A 21,149-nucleotide genomic window follows, 5' to 3' on the forward strand; every position below is an offset into this window, starting at 1 on the left:
GGAGGGGGGACGGGGGACGGGGCGGGGCGGGGGGTGACGGGGGGCGGGAGCGCCCGCACCCCCAAGCGGCCTCGCGGGCCGGATGCCGCCCGCAGGCGCCCCCGCCCCCTCACCGCCCGTACGCGGTCGGCGGGACCCCGACGGTCGCGGTGACGTCGCGCACCAGGTGTGCCTGGTCGCTGTAGCCCAGCTCGGCGGCGAGTGCGGCCCAGTCGACCTCCGTACCGGACCCGGCGTGTTCCAGGGCCTCGTGCACCCGGTAGCGCAGCAGCACCCACTTGGGGCTGACCCCGACGTAGCCGGCGAACAGTCGCTGCAGGGCCCGTACGGACAGGCCCTCGGTCCGCGCGAAGTCCGCGACCCGGCGGATCGTGCGGTCCCCGCGGATGCGGTCGGCCAGCCCCATGGCCAGCTCGGCGTGCGCGAGAACTCGTGGACCGCCCCGCAGCAGCGGGGTCAGAAAGGCGTCGAGCGCGGCCACCCGGTCGTCCTCGCCGGCGGGTTCCAGTACGGCGGCCGCGGCGTCACCGGGCCCGAAGGCCGCGGCCAGCGGCAGTCGGCGGTCCGTCCAGTCCGTGGCCGGCCGCTCCGGGGTGAACGGCCGGAAGCCACCGGGCCGGAACTGCACCCCGCACACCCGCCCGCGCCCCGCCAGCTTCTGCGCGAACAGCTCCAGCCCGACGCCCGCGACCTCGCCGAAACCCGGGCGGTCGGCGTACCGCTGGAAGACGAGGTTCACGCACGGGTGCGGGACGACATGTGTGGCGTACGGCTCGGACAGGTCCCAGTCGATCAGCCAGTAGTGCTCGACGTAGGGGCGCAGCGCCGCGGTGGGGGTGCGGCGCCGGAAGTGCACCCGCGCGAGGAGTCCCGGGGCGTCCACGATGCCCCGGGTGTCGCGCCGAGGAGCGGCCATACCGCGATCGTAGGACGGTGCACCGGCTGGCGTGAGGCGGCGGTGTCGCGTTTTTTCAATCCGTCGGGGCCGGCCGTCCGTAGCGTCCTCGGTATGAACGACAGACACGACATTCCGGATGTCACGCCCATGGACGCGCCGACGCATACGGCACAGACGCCCGCCACGCCCCAGGAGTCCCGCCCCTCCACCGCGCCCCCGCCGATCAGCGAGCTGCTCGACGCGGCGGCCGGGGCGGCGCTCCCGGTACTGCGCGCGGTGCGTGACGACCAGCTGGGGCGGCCGACGCCCTGCGCCGAGTACGACGTACGGGCGCTGCTCAACCACCTCTTCCAGGTGGTCGTCGCCTTCCAGTCGCTGGCCGCGAAGAAGGACGTGGATTTCAGCCACACCCCGGACCGGCTCGGCGCGTACGGGGCGCGGTGGCCCGACCGGTTCGCGGACGAGACGGCGCGGCTGGTCGAGGCGTGGGCGGCGCCGGGCGCGGAGGACGGGCTGACCGGCGGGATGCGGCTGCCGGCCCGGACCGTCGGCGCGATGGTGCTGCTGGACCTGACCGTGCACGCGTGGGACCTGGCGCGGGCGACCGGCCTGCCGTACACGCCCGCCGCCGGCTGTGTGGCCGAGCTGCGGGAGCTGGCCGCCCGGATGGGCCCGACGGCCCGCACGATGAACGTCTTCGCCGCACCGGTCCCCGTACCGCCCGGCGCCGGTGACCTGGAGTCGCTGCTGGCGGAGACGGGCCGTGACCCGCATTGGAGGCCTGCTGAAGCGGACGGCTGAAGGGGCGTCGGCCGCCGTCCGGAGATGGCTGGATGAAGAGCGCGCCGCCCGGACTTCGTGCCTAGGGTGAAGCCCACCGGCAGTCGTGCAACGAGGCGGAGGCAGCCCGCAGATGGAAGAGCACCGCACCGCCCGTGACCGCCTCCCCGACGCACTGGCCGAGTTCTACGGGCTGGTGCCACTGCCCCGTGAGGGCGGGCGGTACCGATCCACCTGGGAGGGCCCCGAGCGCCCCGACGGGCGGCCCGAGGGGACGGCGATCGTGATGCTGCTGACCGCCGAACCGGGCGACTTCTCCGCCCTGCACCGGCTGCCGACCGACGAGATCTGGCACTTCTACCGGGGCGATCCGCTCACCCTCCACCTCCTCCGGGAGGACTCCGGCGGGGGCACGGCCCGGACGGTCGTCCTCGGGCCGGACGTCCTGGACGGGCAGCACGTCCAGTTCACGGTCCCGGCCGGGACGTGGATGGCCGCCGAGGTCGCCGACGGCGGCTCCTGGGCGCTCTTCGGCTGCACGATGGCGCCCGGTTTCACCTTCGAGGACTACGAGCACGGGGACGGCGCCGTACTGGCCGCGCGCTTCCCCGAGGAGGCAGCGTGGATCACCGCCCTGAGCCGGCCATGACCGACACCCCGGCCGGCGACACCCCGGCCGAGGCCACTCGCCACCCCGCCCTCCCCGACCTCCGGGGCCAGGTCGTCCTCGTCACCGGCGCCGCCGGCGTCCTCGGCCGCGGTATCGCGCTGCGGTTCGCCGCCGCGGGGGCCGCCGTCGTGGCGCACTACCGCACGGGCGCCGACGCCGCACGGGAGCTGGTCGCGCGGATCGCGGCGGACGGCGGGAGCGCGCTGGCACTCCAGGCGGACCTGGCCGTGGAGGAGGAGTGCCACCGGCTGGTGACGGAGGCGGCCGGCTGGCGCGGCCGGCTCACCGCGCTGGTGAACAACGCGGGCGTGCAGCCGACCCAGGAGCTGGCGGCGATGTCGCTCGCCGACTGGCGGGCGGTGACGGACCCGAACGTGCACAGCGTCTTCGCCTGCACCCAGGCCGCGGCGGCCGTGATGCGGGCGGCCGGCGGCGGATCGGTGACCCATATCGCCTCGATCGAGGCGGACCGCCCGGCGCCCTCGCACGCCCACTACTGCGCGTCGAAGGCGGCGGTGGTGATGCACGCCCGCGCCGCGGCGCTCGAATACGGCCCGGACGGCATCCGCGTCAACAGCGTCTCGCCGGGCCTGATCGGCCGGCCCGGCCTGGCGGAGGACTGGCCGGAGGGGGTGCGGCGCTGGCAGGCGGCCGTCCCCACCGGGCGGTTGGGCACACCGCAGGACGTGGGCGACGCCTGTGTCTTCCTCGCCTCGCCGATGGCGGCCTGGATCACCGGGCACGATCTGGTCGTGGACGGCGGTGTCTCGGCGCGCCCCACGTGGTGATGGGCCCGGCGCCGCCCTCCTGGGCGGGCGCCGCGCCCGCGCTGAACCGTTACGGCCAGACCAGGCAGTACGCCTGGTGCCCCGCCTCGTGCAGCCGGTGGCTGAAGTCCTGCCACTCGTGCAGCAGCTGGTAGACGCCGAAGGCGTCCCGCGGGCCGCCGCGGTCGGGAACCGTCGACCAGATGAAGGCGGCCGCGCCGACCGACTCCTCGCCGACCCCGCGCAGCGGATCGACCACGGTCATGGGGAGCTTGACGACGGCGTAGTCGGGGTGGAGGACGACAAGCTCCAGCGGCGGAACCTTATGGAGCGGTATGCCCTCTATACCGGTGAGGACCATGGCGGCCATCGTCTCCGGCTTGATCTTGCTGAACATGCCGCCCATGCCGAGCTCGTCACCGCCGAGCTCCTCGGGACGCATGGAGACCGGTACCCGGGCCGCGGTCGCGCCGTTGGGCGCACCGAAGTACCTGTACGTCACCCCCATGCGGCCGCCTCTGATTTCCCCGCCCGTGGTCCTGTCGCCCGTGGTGTCCTCGCGCGTGGTCCGCTCGCCCGTGGTGTCCTCGCGCCGGTGACGGCCGCGCTGGGCGCGGTCGGGACCCCGGTCATTGGTTCCCTCGCCCAGTTCGCCACCGCGATGCATATCTCCACCCGACCACTCGCAGCCCCAGCCGCGCAACCCGATCATCGTCTCAGAGACCTCCCCCGTCACCGGCGTGTGAAACGCCCGGCCGCACGCCCCCGTGCGCCTCTGAGACCATTGCTTGCGTGACTTACTCGTACGTCTCCACAGTTTCGCAGACGAGTGGGGGCTGACGCCCGGTCGAAAGCGAGAGGAATCAAAAAAGGATCGAGATTGAACCGAGCGGCGCCTGAAGGCGTACCGCGAGGGGATTCCCGCACCGATGTCAGCCGGGCCGCGTCCGCGCGCCGCCGCCCTCCCTCCGTTCACGCAGGTCAGGATCGCCGTGTCTTTTCCCTATGAAGCCCCTGTTTCGCAGTCGCTGTTCGACCGTGCGTCCGCCGTGACGCCGGGCGGCGTCAATTCACCGGTGCGGGCGTTCCGCGCGGTGGGCGGTACGCCCCGGTTCATGGTGTCCGGTACCGGTCCGTACCTCACCGACGCCGACGGCCGTGAGTACGTCGACCTCGTGTGCTCGTGGGGACCGATGATCCTCGGCCACTCGCACCCCGAGGTCATCGCCGCGGTCCAGGAGGCCGTCGCACGCGGTACGTCCTTCGGTACGCCGGGGGCGGGTGAGGTCGAGCTGGCCGAGGAGATCGTGGCCCGGGTCGAGCCGGTCGAGCAGGTACGGCTGGTCTCCAGCGGCACCGAGGCGACCATGTCGGCGATCCGGCTGGCCCGCGGCTTCACCGGCCGCCCGAAGGTCGTCAAGTTCGCCGGCTGCTACCACGGGCACGTGGACGCGCTGCTGGCCGCGGCCGGGTCGGGCGTGGCGACCCTCGGTCTGCCCGACACGCCGGGCGTCACCGGCGCGCAGGCCGGCGACACGCTCGTGCTGCCGTACAACGACCTGGAGGCGGTGCGGGCCGCGTTCGCCGCGCACCCGGGCGAGATCGCCTGTGTGATCACGGAGGCGTCGCCGGGCAACATGGGCGTGGTGCCGCCGCTGCCGGGCTTCAACCAGGGCCTGAAGGACCTCTGCTCCGCGAACGGCGCGCTCTACATCTCCGACGAGGTGATGACCGGCTTCCGCGTCAGCAGGTCCGGCTGGTACGGGATCGACGGGGTACGTCCGGATCTGATGACCTTCGGGAAGGTCATGGGCGGCGGCTTCCCGGCGGCGGCCTTCGGTGGCCGCGCGGACGTCATGGCGCATCTCGCCCCGGCCGGCCCGGTCTACCAGGCGGGCACCCTGTCCGGGAACCCGGTCGCCACCGCCGCCGGTGTCGCGCAGCTGCGGCTGCTGGACGACGCCGCGTACGAGCGGCTCGACGCGGTGTCGGCGGAGCTGCGGGGCCTGGTCACCGCCGCGCTGGCGAAGGAGGGCGTGGCGCACCGCCTGCAGGCCGCGGGCAACATGTTCACGGTCTTCTTCACGGACGCCGAGGTGACCGACTACGACTCGGCCAAGAAGCAGGAGCTGTTCCGCTTCACCGCCTTCTTCCACTCGATGCTGGCGCAGGGCGTCTACCTCCCGCCGTCCGCCTTCGAGTCGTGGTTCGTCTCGACCGCGCACGACACGGCGGCCGTCGAGCGGATCGCCGCCGCACTGCCGGCCGCCGCGCGCGCCGCGGCCGCCGCGACGGCCTGACCAGGCTCCGGCGCACGGGCCGGGCGACCGCTTGAGACGACTGAATGAATGGGTGACATGAGCAGCGAAGACATCACCGTCGTGCATCTGATGCGGCACGGCGAGGTGCACAACCCCGACGGCGTGCTCTACGGCCGCCGCCCCGGCTACCACCTCTCCGACCTCGGCCGGAAGATGGCCGACCGGGTGGCGGAGCATCTCGCGGAGCGCGACATCACCCATGTCGTCGCCTCGCCGCTGGAGCGCGCGCAGGAGACCGCGGCGCCGGTCGCCGACGCGCACGGGCTGGAGCTGGCCAGCGACGACCGGCTGATCGAGGCGGGCAACGTCTTCGAGGGCAAGACCTTCGGGGTCGGCGACGGCGCGCTGAAGAAGCCGGGGAACTGGCGGTACCTGACGAACCCGTTCCGGCCGTCCTGGGGCGAGCCGTACATCGAGCAGGTCGTCCGGATGATGGCGGCGCTCGGCGCGGCGCGCGATGCCGCGCGGGGCCACGAGGCGGTGGCGGTCAGCCACCAGCTGCCGATCTGGATCGTGCGCAGCTTCGCGGAGCGGCGGCGGCTGTGGCACGACCCGCGGAAGCGGCAGTGCACGCTGGCCTCGCTGACGTCGTTCACCTTCCAGGGCGACAAGATCATTTCGGTGGGGTACAGCGAACCGGCGCGCGACCTGGTTCCCTCCCATCTTCTGGCGGGCGCCAAACCCGTCAAGGGAAAGGCCAAGGCATTCGGTGCCTGACGCTGCATCACATGGCGCAACGTCAAAAGCCCGCGGAATGAAATACCTGAGCGACTGACCCGGAGTCCCCGACGCTCGACATGCCCTCCCCTCAGTTGTCCGTTTATATGGATATTGAGTTCGGCGAGCACGAGGGGACGAGGGTATGCGCGCGATCAGTCGGCGAAACCTGCTGAGTATGGGCGTCGGTGCGGCCGCGGCGCCGGTCGTCGCCGGCTGCTCCTCGTCGGACTCGGACACGGGGGCCAACAAACAGCGCGTGAAGCACGCCGTTCAGGCCCGCCCCCAGCTCATCGGTGACGGTTCGACAGCCCATTCCGGAGCCCAGCCGCATCAGCCGAAATCCCCCGAACGGCTGGAGCCCGGTCAGACCCCGCCACAGTTCGTGGTGTTTTCCTGGGACGGCGCGGGAGAGGTCGGCAACGGCCTCTTCCCCCGCTTTCTCAAGCTCGCCAGGGACCACGGCGCGGCCATGACCTTCTTCCTCTCCGGGGTGTATCTCCTCCCCGAATCCCAGCGGCACCTCTACGAGCCGCCGAACAACCCGCGGGGCGCCTCCGACATCGGCTACCTCAGTGACGACCACATCAGGGAGACGCTGAAGTACGTGCGGGAGGCCTGGCTGGACGGCCACGAGATCGGCACCCACTTCAACGGGCACTTCTGCTCCGGCACGGGTGCCGTCCGGCACTGGACCCCGGAGGAGTGGCAGTCCGAGATCGACCAGGCGGTGGCCTTCGTCACCCGGTGGCGTACCCACACCGGATTCACCGATATGGACCCGCTGCCCTTCGACTACCGGAAGGAACTGGTCGGCAGCCGGACGCCGTGCCTCCTCGGGCAGCGGAATCTGCTGCCCACCGCCAGGGGAATCGGCTGGCGCTACGACGCCAGTTCGCCCGGCGGTGTGCAGATGTGGCCGAAGAAGAAAATGGGCCTCTGGGACTTCCCGCTCCAGCAGATCCCGTTCCCGGGCCACTCTTTCGAGGTCCTCTCGATGGACTACAACATCCTCGCCAACCAGTCGAAGAACTCGACGAAGGCCCCGCCGGTCAACTACCCGGGCTGGCGGCAGCAGGCCACCGACGCCTATATCTCCGGATTCCGCCGCGCCTACGAGACCAACCGGGCCCCCTTCTTCGTCGGAAACCACTTCGAGCAGTGGAACGGCGGCATCTACATGGACGCCGTCGAGGACGCGATCAAGCACATCGCCAACGAGCAGACCCGGGATGTCCGTCTGGTGTCGTTCCGGCAGTTCACCGACTGGATCGACGCACAGGACCCGGAGGTGCTGCACAAGCTCCAGCGCATCCCCGTCGGGCAGCGGCCCGCCGGCGGCTGGAAGGCGTACCTGACAGCGGCCTGACAAGCACCGCCGCGGGACGGCCCGGCCGGCGAAGGGGGGTGTGGAAGATCCGGAATACGCCCATGCGAAACTTTTCACATGAGTGCCTGCCGCGCCCCACGCCGCCTTGCGAGCCGCCGTCGCGTCACCCTGCTCACCGCGGGGGCCGCGGTCGCCGCGCTGACGCTGAGCGCCTGCGGCGACGGCGCCTCCGGCGGCTCGGCCCAGACCCGGTTCGTCCAGGGCAAGAACGGGGTCGACACCGTCAGGAAGGCCGAGCGCCAAGCGGCGCCCGAGCTCTCCGGTGAGAGCACCACAGGCAAGAAGCTCGACGTCGCCGACTACAAGGGCAAGGTCGTCATCCTCAACGTCTGGGGATCATGGTGCGGCCCCTGCATCGCCGAGGCGCCGAACTTCTCCAAGGTCGCGAACGAGACCAAGGACAAGGGCGTCCAGTTCCTCGGGATCAACACCCGCGACTCCGAGAAGTCGCAGGCCACCAGCTTCGAGGAAGAGCACAAGGTGCCCTACCCGAGCCTCTTCGACCCGACCGGACGGCTGATGCTGCGCTTCCCCAAGGGCAGTCTCAACCCGCAGTCCATCCCCTCCACGATCGCCATCGACCGGCACGGCAAGATCGCCGCACGCTCGATCGGCCCGCTCGCGGAGGACGACCTGCGCAAGATGGTCGACCCGCTGATCGCCGAGAAGTGATCACGTGACCCTGCTCGCCGCCGCCGCGGAGAACCAGACCGTCCTCAACGGCACCCTCCTCGCCGCCGCCCCCATCGCGCTCCTCGCCGGGCTCGTCTCGTTCTTCTCGCCCTGCGTCCTGCCGCTGGTGCCCGGCTACATGTCGTACGTCACCGGCGTCACCGGCACCGACCTCGGCGAGGCCAGGCGCGGCCGGATGCTGGCCGGCGCCGGCCTCTTCGTCCTCGGCTTCACCGCCGTCTTCGTCTCCGGCGGCGCGCTCTTCGGATTCGTCGGCAGGGACCTCCAGGAGTACAAGGACGTCATCTCGCGCGTCCTCGGCGTCCTGATGATCGTGCTCGGGCTGGCCTTCGCCGGTGTCCTCAAGGGCTTCGGGCAGCGCGAGTTCCGCTTCCACAAGAAGCCCGCCATGGGCCTGGCCGGCGCCCCGGTGCTCGGCGTGCTCTTCGGCGTCGGCTGGACACCCTGCCTGAGCCCCACCTTCGCCGCCGTCAGCACCCTCACGTTCTACGATGCCAGCGCCGTCCGCGGCGCCCTGCTCACCGTGGCGTACTGCCTGGGCCTGGGCCTGCCGTTCATCGCGGTCGCGCTGGCCTTCCGCCGGGTGCTCGGCGCCTTCGGCTGGGTCAAGCGGCACTACCTGCTGGTCATGCGGCTCGGCGGCGGCATGATGATCGCGCTCGGCATCCTCCTGGTCACCGGCGTCTGGGACAGTCTGATGTCCGAGGTGCAGGCCTGGACGCAAAGCTCCACCGTTGGGATCTGATTGATGTCCACCAAGACCGGCACCCCCCGCGACGAGGGCCCCGCGGCCGACGCGGGCAGCGATCTCGGCGCGGCCGGGTCCCAGCTCTCGACCGCGCCCACGGAGGACGTCACCCTCCCCTCGCTCGGCCCCCTCGGCTGGGCGCGCTGGTTCTGGCGGCAGCTGACCTCGATGCGGGTCGCGCTGCTGCTGCTCTTCCTGCTGTCGATCGGCGCCATCCCCGGCTCGCTGATCCCGCAGACCAGCATCGACCCGGTCAAGGTCGACCAGTTCAAGACCGAGCACACCACCCTCGCCGACATCTACGACGCGCTCGGGATGTTCCACGTCTACAGCTCGGTGTGGTTCTCGGCGATCTACCTGCTGCTGTTCATCTCGCTGATCGGCTGCATCGTGCCGCGCAGCTGGCAGTTCGTCGGACAGCTCCGCGGCCGCCCGCCGGCCGCCCCGCGCCGGCTGACCCGGCTGCCCGCCTACACCACCTGGCACACCGCCGCGGCGCCCGAGGAGGTCCTCGGGGCGGCACAGCGGATGCTGCGGAAGCGGCGGTTCCGCGCCCACCGGGACGGGACCGCCGTCGCCGCCGAGAAGGGCTATCTGCGGGAGGTCGGCAACCTCGTCTTCCACGTCGCGCTGATCGTGATGCTGGTGGCGTTCGCCGTCGGCAGCCTGTGGAAGTCCGAGGGCGGCAAGCTGATCACCGAGGGCGACGGCTTCGCCAACAGCCTCACCCAGTACGACGACTTCAAGTCCGGCGCCTTCTTCGACACCGACACCCTGGAGCCCTTCGGCTTCACCCTCGACAAGTTCGAGGCGACCTACGAGCGGTCCGGCCCGCAGAAGGGCACCCCGCGGGTCTTCCGCGCCCACATCACGTACTTCTCCGGCGCGGACGGCAAGGAGCACCGGACCGCGATCGAGGTGAACACCCCCCTCGACATCGCCGGCTCGAAGGTCTACCTGCTCTCGCACGGCTACTCGCCGGAGGTCACCGTCAAGGACGGCCGTGGCAAGGTCGTCTACAAGGGCGCGGTGCCCTTCCTCCCGCAGGACCCCAAGAACTTCACCTCCACCGGTGTGGTGAAGGTGCCCGGCGCGCAGACCAAGGACGGCAAGCCCAACCAGCTCGGCTTCCAGGGCTTCTTCGTGCCGACCTTCGGCGGCAAGGGCTCCGGCTCGATGTTCTCCCAGTTCCCCGCGCTGGACTACCCCGTGCTGACGCTCACCGCCTACCACGGTGACCTGGGCGTCGGCTCCGGGCTGCCGCAGAACGTCTACCAGCTCGACAAGAAGCGCCTCAAGCAGTACAAGGACAAGGGCGCCCCGGTCGCCAAGATGATGCTGCCCGGCGAGACCATGAAGCTCCCCGGCGGCGACGGCAGCATCAAGTTCACCGGCATCAAGAGCTGGGCCAGCTTCAAGATCAGCCACCAGCCCGGCAACGGCCTCGCCCTGACCGGCGCGGCCGCCGCCCTGATCGGCCTGGCCGGTTCGCTGTTCATCCAGCGGCGCCGGGTGTGGGTACGCGCCGAGACGGACACCGACGGCCGCACCGTCGTCGAGCTGGCCGGCCTCGGCCGCAGCGAGTCCGCCCGGCTGCCGGAGGAACTCGCCGAACTCGCGCTGGCGCTGGAACCCGACGCGCCGCTCGCCGCGGCCACCGGCGACGGCCCCGACCCCGAAGACCCCGCGGAGCCCACTGACTCTGACGGACCTGCTGACCCCTCTGAAGGAGCGCGCGCGTGAACCTCGCTGCCGCAGCCAACGAGACAATGGCGCACAACAGCAACCTGCTGGTGTATTCGGCGATGGCGGTCTACACACTCGCCTTCCTCGCCCACATGGCCGAGTGGGTGTTCGGCAGCCGCAGCAAGGTCGGCCGCACCGCCGCCGCCCTGACCGTCCAGGCCAAGGCCCCCGCGGCGGCGTCCGCCAGGGCCGGTGCGAGCGGCTCCGCCGGAACCGCCGTACTGGAGCGCCCCAAGGTCGTCACCCGGTCCGTCGCCGGCAGCCGCGACGTCCCCGACGGGCCGGGCGCCGCGGGCGGCACCGAGAAGGGCGACCTCTACGGACGGATCGCCATCTCGCTGACCGTGCTGGCCTGGGGGCTGCACGTGGGCGGCGTCGTCACCCGCGCCCTGTCCGTGCAGCGTGCCCCCTGGGGCAACATGTACGAGTTCTCCACCACCTTCGCCGCGGTCGCGGTGGGCCTCTTCCTGCTGCTGCTCGTGCTCAAGAAGAACGTCCGCTGGATCGGGCTCCCCCTGGTCACCAGCGTGCTGCTCGACCTCGGTCTGGCCGTTTCGGTGCTCTACACCGCCAGTGACCAGCTGGTGCCCGCGCTGCACTCGTACTGGCTGTGGATTCACGTCAGCTGCGCGATCATCTCCGGCGCGGCGCTCTACCTCGGCGCCGTCGCCACGCTGCTGTTCCTCTTCCGCGACCGCCACGAGGCCAAGCTCGCCGACCCGACGGCCAAGCAGCCCGGCGCGTTCGCCACCTCCGTGCTGGAGCGGCTGCCCGCGGCCTCCTCGCTGGACAAGTTCGCCTACCGCATCAACGCCACCGTCTTCCCGCTGTGGACGTTCACCATCATCGCGGGCGCCATCTGGGCCGAGGCCGCCTGGGGCCGCTACTGGGGCTGGGACCCCAAGGAGGTCTGGTCCTTCATCACCTGGGTCGCCTACGCCTGCTACCTGCACGCCCGCGCCACCGCCGGCTGGAAGGGCCGCAAGGCCGCCTGGCTCGGCCTGATCGCCTTCGTCTGCTACCTGTTCAACTACTACGGCGTGAACATCTTCGTGACGGGCCTGCACTCGTACGCGGGCGTCTGACCGCCGCGACCCGGGCACCCCAGGTGCCCCACGGCGGTGCCCACCGCCACCCCGGTGCCGTACGGGAAGCCCCGCCCAGGGGCCGCCCGTACGGCACAGCCGTTGTACGGGGAGCCCCGGCGGCAACCGCCGTGCGCGAGCAGCCCGGAGCCCGGCCCGCGCCCCTCAGCGCCGCCGGCGCCGGCCGCGCTCCTGGCGCGGGGCCCGCTGCCCGCCGCCCGGCAGCGTCGGCTTCGGCAGGTTCGCCACCTCCCACTGCGCCTCCGCCAGCTGCTCGGCGGTGTCGTCCGGCAGCCGCGGCGGGCGCCGCACCCGGTGGCGGAAGCCGAACGCCGAGGTCAGATCGCCGAAGGCGGACCGCCGCCAGTCGCTGATGTTCGGCTCCGCGACGCCCGTCCAGCGCTCCAGGAACTGCAGCACCGAGGTGTGGTCGAAGGCGTCGCCCGCGGCCCAGCCGCCCACCGTCCACGGCGACACGATCAGACACGGCACCCGGAAGCCGCCGCCGATCGGCAGGCCCCGGACGAACTCGTCCTTCGTCCCCGCGGGCGGCACCGGCGGCGGCACATGGTCGAAGAGCCCGTCGTTCTCGTCGTAATTGAGGATGAAGACCGTCTTGGCCCACACCTTCCGGTTGGACGCGATCGCCTCGATCTTCTTCGCGACGTAGTCGGCACCGGCGGCCGGCAGATAGTCCGGGTGCTCCGACTGATGGCTGGTCGGGATCAGCCAGGACACCGCCGGCAGCCGGTCGGCGCGGGCGTCGTCCTCGAAGGTGCCGGCCGGCTGCGCCCGCATCCCCCGCTCGTGGAGCGGCTCCCCGGGCTTGGCGTCCCGGAACGTCTGGAACTGCTCCAGGAGGTTGCAGCCGTAGTCGTCCTCCTCCTGGTACACCTTCCAGCTGATGCCCGCCGCCTCCAGCCGCTCGGCGTAGGTCGTCCAGCGGTACGGCCGCGGCGCGGTGTTGTTCAGCACCGGCCCGCCCAGGGTGCCGCCCGGGTCGAGGGTGCCGGTCATCCAGTACAGCCGGTTGGGCCAGGTCGGGCCGAAGACCGAGCAGAAGTAGTTGTCGCAGAGCGTGAACGTCTCCGCCAGGGCGAACTGGAAGGGGATGTCCGCGCGGGTGTGATAGCCCATCACGTACGGCCCGTTGACGCCGTCGGCCTTGCGGTGCGCGGGCAGCCAGCGGTCCATCTTCCCGCCGTTCCACGCCTCGTGCTGCACCGACCAGGCATGGCTGGTGGAGGGGATGGCCTGCGCGCTGGAGGTGTGCGTGTTCAGGCGGAACGGCAGCAGATAGCCGTCCGGGTTCTGCGCGTCCGGCTGATGGAACACCGACCGGCCGTCCGGCAGCGTCAGCGCGTCCGGGTCGGCGAAGCCACGGACGCCCCGCAGGGTGCCGAAGTAGTGGTCGAACGAGCGGTTCTCCTGCATCAGCATCACGACGTGCTCGACGTCGTGCAGCGAGCCGTGACGTGCGGGTCCGGCGGCGACGGCCTTCTGGACGCTGGGCGGCAGCAGCGACAGCGCGGCGGCGCCGCCGACCGCGCCGGCCGCGGAGCCGAGGAGTCTGCGTCGGGTCATGTCAGGCATATGTGCCACTCTCCCTGAGTCGCGGGAGCCCTCCGTGGGCCGACATGACTGTGGCGGCGGCTGTGTTCCCCGGGCAGGGGGAGGTTGCTGAACGATGCGTCAATTGGCTGTGAACGGCGCTCAGTTGGCCGGACCTCGCTACGACCCGTACGCCACACGAAGCAGCGCACGACGGACCGCGCGCCACCCGCAACTACGTGTTTACGAAGCCGCGTCAGGACACGCGGCTCAGGCCCGGAGTTCCCCCGGGTGCCGGGTAGGGACGCTCCTCGGGCAGCAGCGCGGCGGCCGCCGCGGTGTCCCCGGCCCGCACCCGCGCCCGCACCTCCCGGGCCAGCGGGGTGACATCCGTGATCGCCACCGTCCACTCGTCCGCGTACCGGCGTGACGCCTCACCCGCCAGCCCCAGCTGCAGCGAACGGTACGGCAGCGCCCGCAACCACAGATCGCGCTCCGGGTCCCACTGCACCCGCGCCGGCGCCCCCTTCAACTCCCGCTGCCAGGCCCTGCGGTCGGCGTGCTCCCCGGCGTCGTAATGCGACAGACAGGCGTTCCGCAGCGCCCAGTCGAACCCGTCCCGCGCGATCTCGATCGCCAGCACGGTCTCCTGATCCGCCTTCTCCCCCCACCCGCAGCGGTACATCATCCACAGGAACGAGGGCTTGATCCACGTCATCCGCTCCCGCTTCCACGCCGCGGGAAACCGCCCGTCCCGCGCGGCCGGGAGGCCCAGCGCGGGGGAGTAGGCCTGGTAGACGGTGACGGTCGTGTCGGTGTGCTGGGCCCGGATACGCCGGGCGGGCTCGGCAGGGCGTGCGGGGGCGGCCACGGAGTCATCCACGGGAACGCGCGGCGCCGGAACGGGGCCGGTGGGGCTGCTGCTCATGGTCGGCCATCCTGACGGAGGGCCGGGGCGGGGGCGAGTGAATTGCGGGGCGGGCGATCCCGCCCCACGAGGCCGCGCCGCCCTCTCACTCCACCCCGATGTCCTCCCGCCACAGCTCCGGCTGCTCCCTGATGAAGTCCCGCATCATCGCCGCGCACTCCGGGTCGTCCAGCAGGACGATCCGTACGCCGTGCCGGGCCAGCCAGTCGTGGCCGCCGTGGAAGGTGCGGGCCTCGCCGATGACCACCCGGGAGATGCCGAACTGGCGGACCAGGCCGCTGCAGTACCAGCAGGGGGAGAGGGTGGTGACCATCGTCGTGCCGCGGTAGCCGCGCAGGCGCCCGGCCGCGCGGAAGGCGGCCGTCTCGGCGTGCAGGGTGGGGTCGTCGTCCTGGACGCGGCGGTTGTGGCCACGGCCCAGCAGGGAGCCGTCCGGGGCGTAGAGCGCCGCGCCGACCGGGATGCCGCCCTCGGCCAGACCGGCGCGCGCCTCGGCGACCGCCGCCGCCAGCATGGCGCGGGCCTGCTCCTGCACATGGTCGGGGTGCCCGGCCGGATCGCTGTGGCCGTCGACGCTCCCGTGCAGCCGGAGCTCGTCGCGGTCCTGTCCCCAGTCCTGCGTACGGTCCATGAGCTCACGGTACGCCGGGGTGCGGGGGAACGGCGGGTGCAGGACGGGGCCGCCGCTCGTGGCGGCGTGGTGCCTCAGCCCTGGGCGGGCGGCTGGGGGCCGTCCGGGCCGTTGGCGTCGCCCGGCCCGCCCTCCTTGCGGCGCAGCTCCTCCTCGCGGCGGCGCAGATCCGCCTCCCAGTCCTTGAGCAGCGCCTCGTCCTTCGCCTCGTCCTTCGCGGTGTCCTTCTTGAGGGACGCGAGGAACTCGGGGTTGTCGTCCGGCGCGACGAACGTCCTCCGGCGGTTGCGGTGCCGCTCCGACAGCGTGCCGCCGCCGGCCGCCGGCTGCCGCTGCTTGCCCGCCACCAGCCACGCGACGGGTCCGACCAGCACCTCGCCGAAGAGCAGGATGATCAGGACCCAGACCACCTTGGGCAGGCCGCGCACCTTCGACTCGGGGGTGTTCAGGCAGTCGATGAACGCGTAGATCCACAGCGCCGGCACCAGTAGGAACGGCAGATACCTGAGCATTGCGGAACGGGCCCCCTGCGCGCGACGGCGGGCCCTCGACGGGGCCCGGTGACCCGTCCAGGGTAGTGCGTGCCCGATACTGGACCGCATGGCTTACGACGATCTTCGCTCGTTCCTGCGCGCGCTCGAGCGGGAAGGCGATCTCAAGCGCATCAAGGCCGAGGTCGACCCGTATCTGGAAGTCGGCGAGATCGTGGACCGGGTGCAGAAGTCCGGCGGTCCGGCGCTGCTCTTCGAGAACGTCAAGGGCTCGGCGATGCCGCTCGCCATGAACGTCTACGGCACCGACCGCCGGCTCCTCAAGGCACTCGACCTCAAGGCGTACGAGGACATCAGCGGCAAGATCGGCGGGCTGCTCAAGCCGGAGCTGCCGCACGGTTTCGTCGGCGTCCGCGAGGCGTTCGGGAAGCTCGCCGGGATGACGCACGTCCCGCCGAAGAAGGTCAAGGAGGCGCCCGTCCAGGAGGTCGTGCTCCGCGGCGAGGACGTCGACCTGGACCGGCTCCCCGCGCTGTTCACCTGGCCCGAGGACGGCGGCTCCTTCTTCAACCTGGGGCTGACGCACACCAAGCACCCGGAGACCGGGGTGCGCAACCTGGGCCTCTACCGCCTCCAGCGCCACGACAAGCGCACCATCGGCATGCACTGGCAGATCCACAAGGACAGCCGCAACCACTACCAGGTCGCCGCCAAGCGCGGGGAGAAGCTGCCGGTTGCCATCGCCTTCGGCTGCCCGCCGGCCGTCACGTACGCCTCGACCGCGCCGCTGCCCGGGGACATCGACGAGTACCTCTTCGCGGGCTTCCTCCAGGGCAAGCGGATCGAGATGGTCGACTGCAAGACCGTCCCGCTGCAGGTCCCGGCGAACGCCGAGGTCGTCATCGAGGGCTGGCTGGAGCCCGGCGAGATGCTGCCGGAGGGCCCGTTCGGCGACCACACCGGCTTCTACACGCCGCAGGAGCCGTTCCCGGCGCTGACCATCGACTGTGTGACGATGCGTAAGCGGCCGTTGCTCCAGTCGATCGTGGTCGGCCGGCCGCCGACGGAGGACGGCCCGCTGGGCCGGGCGACGGAGCGCTTCTTCCTCCCCCTGCTCAAGATCATCGTCCCGGACATCGTGGACTACCACCTCCCCGAGTCCGGCGGCTTCCACAACTGCGCGATCGTCTCGATCGACAAGAAGTACCCCAAGCACGCGCAGAAGGTCATGCACGCCATCTGGGGCGCGCACATGATGTCGCTGACCAAACTGATCGTGGTCGTGGACGCGGACTGCGATGTGCACAACCTCCACGAGGTGTCGTGGCGGGCCCTCGGCAACACCGACTACGCCCGCGACCTCACCGTCGTCGAAGGCCCCGTCGACCACCTCGACCACGCCTCCTACCAGCAGTTCTGGGGCGGCAAGGCGGGCATCGACGCGACGAGGAAGTGGCCCGAGGAGGGCTACACCAGGGACGGGGGCTGGCCCGAGATGGTCGAGTCCGACCCGCGCACGGCGGCGCTGGTCGACCGCCGTTGGAAGGAGTACGGCCTCTCGTGAGCAGCGCATCCGCAGCCGTCCCGCAGCCCGGCCGCACCAAGGCCTTCCTGCGCCTGGTGATGATCGAGCACTCGGTCTTCGCGCTGCCCTTCGCCTACATCGCCGCGCTGACCGCGATGTACGAGGGCGGCGGGCGCATCCAGTGGGGCCCGCTGCTCCTCGTCACCGTCGCCATGGTCGGCCTGCGCACCTTCGCGATGGCCGCGAACCGCGTCATCGACCGCGAGATCGACGCCCGTAACCCGCGCACCGCGCAACGGGAACTGGTCACCGGCGCGGTCTCGGTGAAGTCCGCCTGGACGGGCGCGCTCGTCGCGCTCGTCGTCTTCCTCGGCGCCGCGGCCCTGCTGAACCCGCTGTGCCTGGCGCTCGCGCCGGTCGCGGTGGTGCCGATGGTGGTCTATCCGTACGGCAAGCGCTTCACCAACTTCCCGCAGGCGATCCTGGGCCTCGCCCAGGCGATGGGCCCGGTCGGCGCCTGGCTCGCGATCAGTGCGACCTGGTCCTGGGAGGCGGTGATCCTCGGGCTCGCGGTCGGCATCTGGATCGGCGGCTTCGACCTGATCTACGCCTGCCAGGACGTGGAGACGGACCGCGAGATCGGCGTGCGCTCGGTCCCGGCCCGCTTCGGCATCCCGGCCGCGATCTGGGGAGCGCGCGGCTGTCACCTCGTCACGACGGGGCTGTTCGCCTGGTACGCCGTGGCGACCGGCGCGGGGGTGTTCCTCTGGCTGGGCCTGGTGATCGTGGCGGCGGCGTTCCTGTACGAGCACACGATCGTCAAGCCGCACGACCTCACCCGCCTGAACCGGGCCTTCTTCCAGGTCAACGGCTTCATCGGGATCGCGCTCTTCGTGTGCGCGCTGCTGGATCTGCTGGTGCGCGGGCTGGCGGTCTGAGCTCGGGCCCGGCGGTGGCCGGGCCCGGCGGTCAGCCCTTGCTGAGGGGCCAGGCGATCAGGCGCGGGTAGGTCCAGAGTTCGCCGCGGGTGGCCTTGACCGTGCCGATGACCGCGCAGGCCACGCCGGCCAGGGCGTGGCCGCCGAAGAGGATGATCACGGTGATCAGCGGGACGGCGAGGCCGGCGCTGTTGCGCTGCTGCTCGGTGGCGGCCGCGGCGAATATGAGGGCGCTGGAGAAGTACAGCACCACTCCGAGGGCGGCCATGACGGCCTGGGTGATGCCGTAGTTCACCGCCTGGGTGGTGTGGTGGCGGATGTACGGGTCGTGCTGGTGGCGTTCGTTGCCGCGCAGGGACAGCGGGTAGATCCAGCCGAGGAAGGCGCCGAGGCCGCAGCACATCATCGTGCCCGCCGTGACGGTCAGTAGTGCGCCGAGGTGGGACCACATCGCGGGGCCCGACGAGGGCGCGGGCGGGTGGCTGCCGTAGCCGTGGCCGCCGGGCTGCGGTGCGCCGGGGTAGCCGTAGCCGCCGCCCGGGTCGCCGGGCCAGCCCTGCTGCGGGGGCCCGTACGGCTGGTGCGGTCCGCCGGATGACGGGCCGTATCCGGGCTGGTGGTAGTCGGACATGTGCTGTTCCCCCGTAGCTGCTGTGTGGCGCGCGCGGGGCCGCTGCGTGGCGCGCGCCGCGGGACCGTCAGTACGGCCCCGTGGCTCCCGTTCGGCCCGAGGCTACGTGATGGGGCGGACCTCGGCGGCGGTCAGGTGGCCGGGCGCCCGCACCCGGAAGGCGAAGGCCGCCAGCACCCCGCCTATCAGCCCGAAGAGATGGCCCTGCCAGCTGATGCCGCTGTCGGTCGGCAGCGCGCCCCAGAGGATCGAGCCGTAGACCACGCCCACCACCAGGCCGATGCCGATGTCGAGGAGTTTGCGCTCGATGAAGCCGCGCACCAGGAGGTAGCCGAAGAGGCCGAAGACCACACCGGAGGCGCCGGCGGTGTTGCTGTCCGGCGCGGCCGTGAGCCAGACGCCCAGGCCGCTGGTGAGGATGATCAGCAGGGTGACGGCGGTGAAGCGGCGCACCCCGCTGCGCAGCGCGGCGACCAGGCCGAGCAGCAGCAACGGCAGGGTGTTCGCCACGAGATGGCCGAAGCCGAAGTGCAGGAAGGCGGCGGGCACCACGTCCACCAGCTCGGCGGGGTCCCGCGGGGTGATCCCGAAGGTGTCCAGCGCGCCGCCGGTGGCGAAGTCGACGCCCTCCAGCAGCCAGAGCAGGGCCACCCAGCCCAGCATCAGACAGATCGCGGGCTTCGCGCGTGAGGTCATCTCCGGCCGTCCCTTTCTCGTCCCCCGGTGGGGCGGCCCCCGGCGGAGCTGCGCGAGGGGCGCACAAGGAGGAACGGCCGTGAGGGGGTCGATGGTTCCGCCGGATAGGCTCGATGCGTGGAGCCGCCGCACAACGACACCAGTAAGCAGGGCCCCGGCCGACGCCGTCCGTGGGTCGTGGGCATCTCCGGCGCGTCCGGGACGCCGTACGCCGCGTCCGTCCTGCGCGGGCTGCTCGCCGCCGGGGAGGCGGTGGACCTGATCGTCAGCCGGGCCTCGCGGCTGACCCTCCTGGACGAGACGGGGATCGCCTTCCGGGACGCGCACTGGCGCGCCGACCTGCGGGAATGGCTGGCGCGCGGCGCCGATGGCAAGCCGTCGACGTTTCCGGTGACGGAGGCGGACCTGGCGGATGTGCGGTACTGGCCGGCCGGGGATCTGGCGGCCGGGCCCTCGTCGGGCTCGTATCCGGTGAAGGGGATGCTGATCGTCCCGGCGAGCACGGCGTGTGTGGCCGGGGTGGCGCTCGGGCTCTCGAAGGATCTGCTGCAGCGGGTGGCGAGCGTGACGCTCAAGGAGCGGCGGCGGCTGGTGGTCGCGGTGCGCGAGACGCCGTTGAACGGTCCGACGCTGAAGCATCTGGTGACGCTGGACGAGGCGGGCGCCGTGGTGCTGCCCGCCTCACCGGCGTTCTACGCGGGGGCGACGCACATCCAGGATCTGGTGGACTTCGTCGCGGGCCGGGCGCTCGATGCGGCCGAGGTGCCGCACGGGCTGTACCGGCGCTGGGAGGGGGAGCTGCGGGGCGGCTCCAAGGAAGTGGAGGAGGCCCCGGAGGCTCCTTAGCGCTGCTTCGCCGCGGCGCGGCCGAAGAGGCGCCGGTTCCGCGGTTCCGCGGACCGGTGGGCACGTGAACGATTGGCCTGGTCCTGCAGCTCGCGCATGCGGGCGTAGGCCATCTCGATCGAGTACACGGTGACAGCTCCTGTGAGATCGTCTGTGATCGGCTGAAAGATTCGCAGGGTTGAAGCCCTGTATGCCTTAGATTCTACATGCAGAACCGGAAAATGCGTAAAGATTGGAAGGCTTGAGGGCATGGACGCGGTGGATAGGCAGCTCATCCAGGCACTTCGCGAGAACGGGCGCGCCTCGTACGCGGAGCTCGGCCGGCTCGTCGGCCTCTCCGGGCCCAGCGTCACGGACCGGATCAACCGCCTCGAAGCGGCCGGCGTGATCACCGGCTACCGCGCGACCGTCGACGCCGCCTCGCTCGGCCTCGGTGTCACGGCGCTGGTGGGCATCTCGCTGTCGGACGCCACCGACCACGAGGACGTCGCGCAGCGGCTGCGCGACCTCGAGGAGATCGAGGACTGCTGGTTCATCGCCGGCGACGACTCGTACATGCTCAAGGTGCGGGTGGGTGACGTGGACGGTCTGGAGCGCACCATCCGGCGGCTGTCCGGCACCAAGGGCGTCTCCCGTACGCGTACCACCATCGTGCTCTCCACCAAGTGGGAGAACCGCGTCGGCGAACTGCCCGAAGAGGCCGAATAGGCCACGGGGCACCGGCGGGACACAGCGGGGCGGACGGGCGCGCCAGGGGGCTCCGTCCGCCTCTGATACGGGGGAGTACGCTCGGTGAAGCCCGTTTCCGGCTCCGAAGGAACGGCACCGAGTAGGCAGAGACTGGGAGGCGACCGGATGGCTGCGTCGATGGATGTGGGCCTCAAGCGCGAGCTGGAGGCGAAGGTCCACGCCGGGGAGCGGCTGACCCGCGAGGACGGTATCGCCCTCTACGAGTCCGACGACCTGGCCTGGCTGGGCGGTCTCGCCCATGAGGTGCGCACGCGCAAGAACGGCGACGTCGTGCACTTCAACGTCAACCGTCACCTCAACATGACGAACGTGTGCACCGCGTCGTGCGCCTACTGCTCCTTCCAGCG

The 21,149-nt window shown here is 71.5% G+C and carries 23 protein-coding genes and 1 pseudogene; 15 read left to right on the forward strand and 9 right to left on the reverse strand.

All coding sequences use genetic code 11. The annotated features are described in order from the left end of the window. Window positions 1–109: 109 nt before the first annotated feature. On the reverse strand, window positions 110–916 hold the full coding sequence (locus ACWC9R_RS34040; protein WP_450737412.1) for an AraC family transcriptional regulator: 807 nt from the start codon (window positions 914–916) through the stop codon (window positions 110–112). Between the two features lie 93 nt (window positions 917–1,009). Here ACWC9R_RS34040 and ACWC9R_RS34045 point away from each other — a divergent pair, with 93 nt between their 5' ends. The 3 genes from ACWC9R_RS34045 to ACWC9R_RS34055 all read left to right on the forward strand — a co-directional run bounded on the left by ACWC9R_RS34045 (window position 1,010) and on the right by ACWC9R_RS34055 (window position 3,136). Then, complete coding sequence (locus ACWC9R_RS34045; RefSeq protein ID WP_450737414.1) at window positions 1,010–1,699, forward strand: TIGR03086 family metal-binding protein; 690 nt, start codon at window positions 1,010–1,012, stop codon at window positions 1,697–1,699. A 112-nt stretch (window positions 1,700–1,811) separates the two neighbouring features. Next, window positions 1,812–2,327 carry a cupin domain-containing protein gene (locus tag ACWC9R_RS34050; protein ID WP_450737416.1) on the forward strand — a complete coding sequence of 172 codons (516 nt, stop codon included), beginning with the start codon at window positions 1,812–1,814 and terminating at the stop codon, window positions 2,325–2,327. Continuing rightward, complete coding sequence (locus tag ACWC9R_RS34055; protein WP_450737445.1) at window positions 2,324–3,136, forward strand: SDR family NAD(P)-dependent oxidoreductase; 813 nt, start codon at window positions 2,324–2,326, stop codon at window positions 3,134–3,136. Before ACWC9R_RS34050 ends, ACWC9R_RS34055 begins: the two co-directional genes overlap by 4 nt. Window positions 3,137–3,185: 49 nt before the next feature. On the opposite strand, the gene ACWC9R_RS34060 is transcribed toward ACWC9R_RS34055, so the two are convergent. Next, window positions 3,186–3,782, reverse strand: a complete 597-nt coding sequence (locus ACWC9R_RS34060; protein ID WP_450737418.1) for a hypothetical protein — start codon at window positions 3,780–3,782, stop codon at window positions 3,186–3,188. Window positions 3,783–4,107: 325 nt separating this feature from the next. Here ACWC9R_RS34060 and hemL point away from each other — a divergent pair, with 325 nt between their 5' ends. The 7 genes from hemL to ccsB all read left to right on the forward strand — a co-directional run bounded on the left by hemL (window position 4,108) and on the right by ccsB (window position 11,815). Beyond that, window positions 4,108–5,415, forward strand: a complete 1,308-nt coding sequence (gene hemL, locus ACWC9R_RS34065) for a glutamate-1-semialdehyde 2,1-aminomutase (protein WP_450737419.1) — start codon at window positions 4,108–4,110, stop codon at window positions 5,413–5,415. 57 nt (window positions 5,416–5,472) lie between these two features. Beyond that, window positions 5,473–6,153 (forward strand): histidine phosphatase family protein, encoded by a 681-nt coding sequence (locus ACWC9R_RS34070; protein ID WP_450737421.1) that lies wholly within the window; start codon window positions 5,473–5,475, stop codon window positions 6,151–6,153. A gap of 145 nt (window positions 6,154–6,298) precedes the next feature. After that, window positions 6,299–7,522, forward strand: coding sequence for a hypothetical protein (locus tag ACWC9R_RS34075; protein ID WP_450737423.1), 1,224 nt, complete (start codon window positions 6,299–6,301; stop codon window positions 7,520–7,522). A 78-nt stretch (window positions 7,523–7,600) separates the two neighbouring features. Beyond that, the gene (locus ACWC9R_RS34080; RefSeq protein WP_450737424.1) at window positions 7,601–8,215 is read left to right on the forward strand and encodes a TlpA family protein disulfide reductase; all 615 of its coding nucleotides are present in this window, start codon (window positions 7,601–7,603) and stop codon (window positions 8,213–8,215) included. Window positions 8,216–8,219: 4 nt separating this feature from the next. After that, window positions 8,220–8,981, forward strand: coding sequence for a cytochrome c biogenesis CcdA family protein (locus ACWC9R_RS34085; RefSeq protein ID WP_450737426.1), 762 nt, complete (start codon window positions 8,220–8,222; stop codon window positions 8,979–8,981). A 3-nt stretch (window positions 8,982–8,984) separates the two neighbouring features. Continuing rightward, window positions 8,985–10,727, forward strand: a complete 1,743-nt coding sequence (resB, locus tag ACWC9R_RS34090) for a cytochrome c biogenesis protein ResB (RefSeq protein ID WP_450737428.1) — start codon at window positions 8,985–8,987, stop codon at window positions 10,725–10,727. After that, window positions 10,724–11,815 carry a c-type cytochrome biogenesis protein CcsB gene (ccsB, locus tag ACWC9R_RS34095; protein ID WP_450737430.1) on the forward strand — a complete coding sequence of 364 codons (1,092 nt, stop codon included), beginning with the start codon at window positions 10,724–10,726 and terminating at the stop codon, window positions 11,813–11,815. The genes resB and ccsB overlap by 4 nt, the downstream gene beginning before the upstream one ends. A gap of 165 nt (window positions 11,816–11,980) precedes the next feature. Here ccsB and ACWC9R_RS34100 read toward each other — a convergent pair whose 3' ends face one another. From ACWC9R_RS34100 to ACWC9R_RS34115, 4 genes are all read right to left on the reverse strand, one after another. Then, window positions 11,981–13,408, reverse strand: coding sequence for an alkaline phosphatase family protein (locus ACWC9R_RS34100; RefSeq protein ID WP_450737432.1), 1,428 nt, complete (start codon window positions 13,406–13,408; stop codon window positions 11,981–11,983). Between the two features lie 214 nt (window positions 13,409–13,622). Then, window positions 13,623–14,294 carry a DUF4291 domain-containing protein gene (locus tag ACWC9R_RS34105; protein ID WP_450737434.1) on the reverse strand — a complete coding sequence of 224 codons (672 nt, stop codon included), beginning with the start codon at window positions 14,292–14,294 and terminating at the stop codon, window positions 13,623–13,625. 85 nt (window positions 14,295–14,379) lie between these two features. After that, window positions 14,380–14,808: a nucleoside deaminase gene (locus tag ACWC9R_RS34110; protein ID WP_450737446.1), complete on the reverse strand. Its 429-nt coding sequence runs from the start codon at window positions 14,806–14,808 to the stop codon at window positions 14,380–14,382. Between the two features lie 191 nt (window positions 14,809–14,999). Beyond that, on the reverse strand, window positions 15,000–15,437 hold the full coding sequence (locus tag ACWC9R_RS34115; protein WP_450737435.1) for a PLD nuclease N-terminal domain-containing protein: 438 nt from the start codon (window positions 15,435–15,437) through the stop codon (window positions 15,000–15,002). 88 nt (window positions 15,438–15,525) lie between these two features. Between ACWC9R_RS34115 and ACWC9R_RS34120 the strand changes: the two genes are divergently transcribed. Beyond that, a complete protein-coding gene (locus tag ACWC9R_RS34120; protein WP_450737437.1) occupies window positions 15,526–16,980 on the forward strand; it encodes a menaquinone biosynthesis decarboxylase in 1,455 nt (484 codons plus the stop codon). Then, entirely contained in the window at window positions 16,977–17,879 is a 903-nt protein-coding gene (gene mqnP / locus ACWC9R_RS34125) for a menaquinone biosynthesis prenyltransferase MqnP (RefSeq protein WP_450737439.1), read from the forward strand. Before ACWC9R_RS34120 ends, mqnP begins: the two co-directional genes overlap by 4 nt. Before the next feature lie 31 nt (window positions 17,880–17,910). On the opposite strand, the gene ACWC9R_RS34130 is transcribed toward mqnP, so the two are convergent. Beyond that, window positions 17,911–18,510 carry a DUF4870 domain-containing protein gene (locus tag ACWC9R_RS34130; protein ID WP_450737441.1) on the reverse strand — a complete coding sequence of 200 codons (600 nt, stop codon included), beginning with the start codon at window positions 18,508–18,510 and terminating at the stop codon, window positions 17,911–17,913. A 102-nt stretch (window positions 18,511–18,612) separates the two neighbouring features. After that, window positions 18,613–19,206, reverse strand: a complete 594-nt coding sequence (locus tag ACWC9R_RS34135; RefSeq protein ID WP_450737442.1) for a rhomboid family intramembrane serine protease — start codon at window positions 19,204–19,206, stop codon at window positions 18,613–18,615. A gap of 117 nt (window positions 19,207–19,323) precedes the next feature. Here ACWC9R_RS34135 and ACWC9R_RS34140 point away from each other — a divergent pair, with 117 nt between their 5' ends. Then, window positions 19,324–20,052, forward strand: coding sequence for a UbiX family flavin prenyltransferase (locus ACWC9R_RS34140; RefSeq protein WP_450737444.1), 729 nt, complete (start codon window positions 19,324–19,326; stop codon window positions 20,050–20,052). Here the strand turns inward: ACWC9R_RS34140 and ACWC9R_RS34145 are convergent. Continuing rightward, window positions 20,049–20,180, reverse strand: coding sequence for a hypothetical protein (locus ACWC9R_RS34145; protein ID WP_450737448.1), 132 nt, complete (start codon window positions 20,178–20,180; stop codon window positions 20,049–20,051). The genes ACWC9R_RS34140 and ACWC9R_RS34145 overlap by 4 nt on opposite strands. Window positions 20,181–20,301: 121 nt before the next feature. On the opposite strand from ACWC9R_RS34145, the gene ACWC9R_RS34150 reads away from it, so the two are divergent. Both ACWC9R_RS34150 and ACWC9R_RS34155 read left to right on the forward strand, forming a co-directional pair. After that, window positions 20,302–20,760, forward strand: a complete 459-nt coding sequence (locus tag ACWC9R_RS34150) for an Lrp/AsnC family transcriptional regulator (protein WP_086716013.1) — start codon at window positions 20,302–20,304, stop codon at window positions 20,758–20,760. A 159-nt stretch (window positions 20,761–20,919) separates the two neighbouring features. Beyond that, a pseudogene (locus ACWC9R_RS34155) lies at window positions 20,920–21,149 on the forward strand (aminofutalosine synthase MqnE); the annotation flags it as partial.

The sequence above is a fragment of the Streptomyces sp. NPDC001219 genome, from assembly GCF_053597915.1.

Excerpts from the sequence above, each read along its gene's own strand:
- ACWC9R_RS34040 (WP_450737412.1), bottom strand. The coding sequence starts at position 916 with ATGGCCGCTCCTCGGCGCGACACCCGGGGCATCGTGGACGCCCCGGGA.
- ACWC9R_RS34045 (WP_450737414.1), top strand. The coding sequence starts at position 1,010 with ATGAACGACAGACACGACATTCCGGATGTCACGCCCATGGACGCGCCG.
- ACWC9R_RS34050 (WP_450737416.1), top strand. The coding sequence starts at position 1,812 with ATGGAAGAGCACCGCACCGCCCGTGACCGCCTCCCCGACGCACTGGCC.
- ACWC9R_RS34055 (WP_450737445.1), top strand. The coding sequence starts at position 2,324 with ATGACCGACACCCCGGCCGGCGACACCCCGGCCGAGGCCACTCGCCAC.
- ACWC9R_RS34060 (WP_450737418.1), bottom strand. The coding sequence starts at position 3,782 with ATGCATCGCGGTGGCGAACTGGGCGAGGGAACCAATGACCGGGGTCCC.
- ACWC9R_RS34070 (WP_450737421.1), top strand. The coding sequence starts at position 5,473 with ATGAGCAGCGAAGACATCACCGTCGTGCATCTGATGCGGCACGGCGAG.
- ACWC9R_RS34075 (WP_450737423.1), top strand. The coding sequence starts at position 6,299 with ATGCGCGCGATCAGTCGGCGAAACCTGCTGAGTATGGGCGTCGGTGCG.
- ACWC9R_RS34080 (WP_450737424.1), top strand. The coding sequence starts at position 7,601 with ATGAGTGCCTGCCGCGCCCCACGCCGCCTTGCGAGCCGCCGTCGCGTC.
- resB (WP_450737428.1), top strand. The coding sequence starts at position 8,985 with ATGTCCACCAAGACCGGCACCCCCCGCGACGAGGGCCCCGCGGCCGAC.
- ACWC9R_RS34100 (WP_450737432.1), bottom strand. The coding sequence starts at position 13,408 with ATGCCTGACATGACCCGACGCAGACTCCTCGGCTCCGCGGCCGGCGCG.
- ACWC9R_RS34105 (WP_450737434.1), bottom strand. The coding sequence starts at position 14,294 with ATGAGCAGCAGCCCCACCGGCCCCGTTCCGGCGCCGCGCGTTCCCGTG.
- ACWC9R_RS34110 (WP_450737446.1), bottom strand. The coding sequence starts at position 14,808 with ATGCTGGCGGCGGCGGTCGCCGAGGCGCGCGCCGGTCTGGCCGAGGGC.
- ACWC9R_RS34115 (WP_450737435.1), bottom strand. The coding sequence starts at position 15,437 with ATGCTCAGGTATCTGCCGTTCCTACTGGTGCCGGCGCTGTGGATCTAC.
- ACWC9R_RS34120 (WP_450737437.1), top strand. The coding sequence starts at position 15,526 with ATGGCTTACGACGATCTTCGCTCGTTCCTGCGCGCGCTCGAGCGGGAA.
- ACWC9R_RS34130 (WP_450737441.1), bottom strand. The coding sequence starts at position 18,510 with ATGTCCGACTACCACCAGCCCGGATACGGCCCGTCATCCGGCGGACCG.
- ACWC9R_RS34135 (WP_450737442.1), bottom strand. The coding sequence starts at position 19,206 with ATGACCTCACGCGCGAAGCCCGCGATCTGTCTGATGCTGGGCTGGGTG.
- ACWC9R_RS34150 (WP_086716013.1), top strand. The coding sequence starts at position 20,302 with ATGGACGCGGTGGATAGGCAGCTCATCCAGGCACTTCGCGAGAACGGG.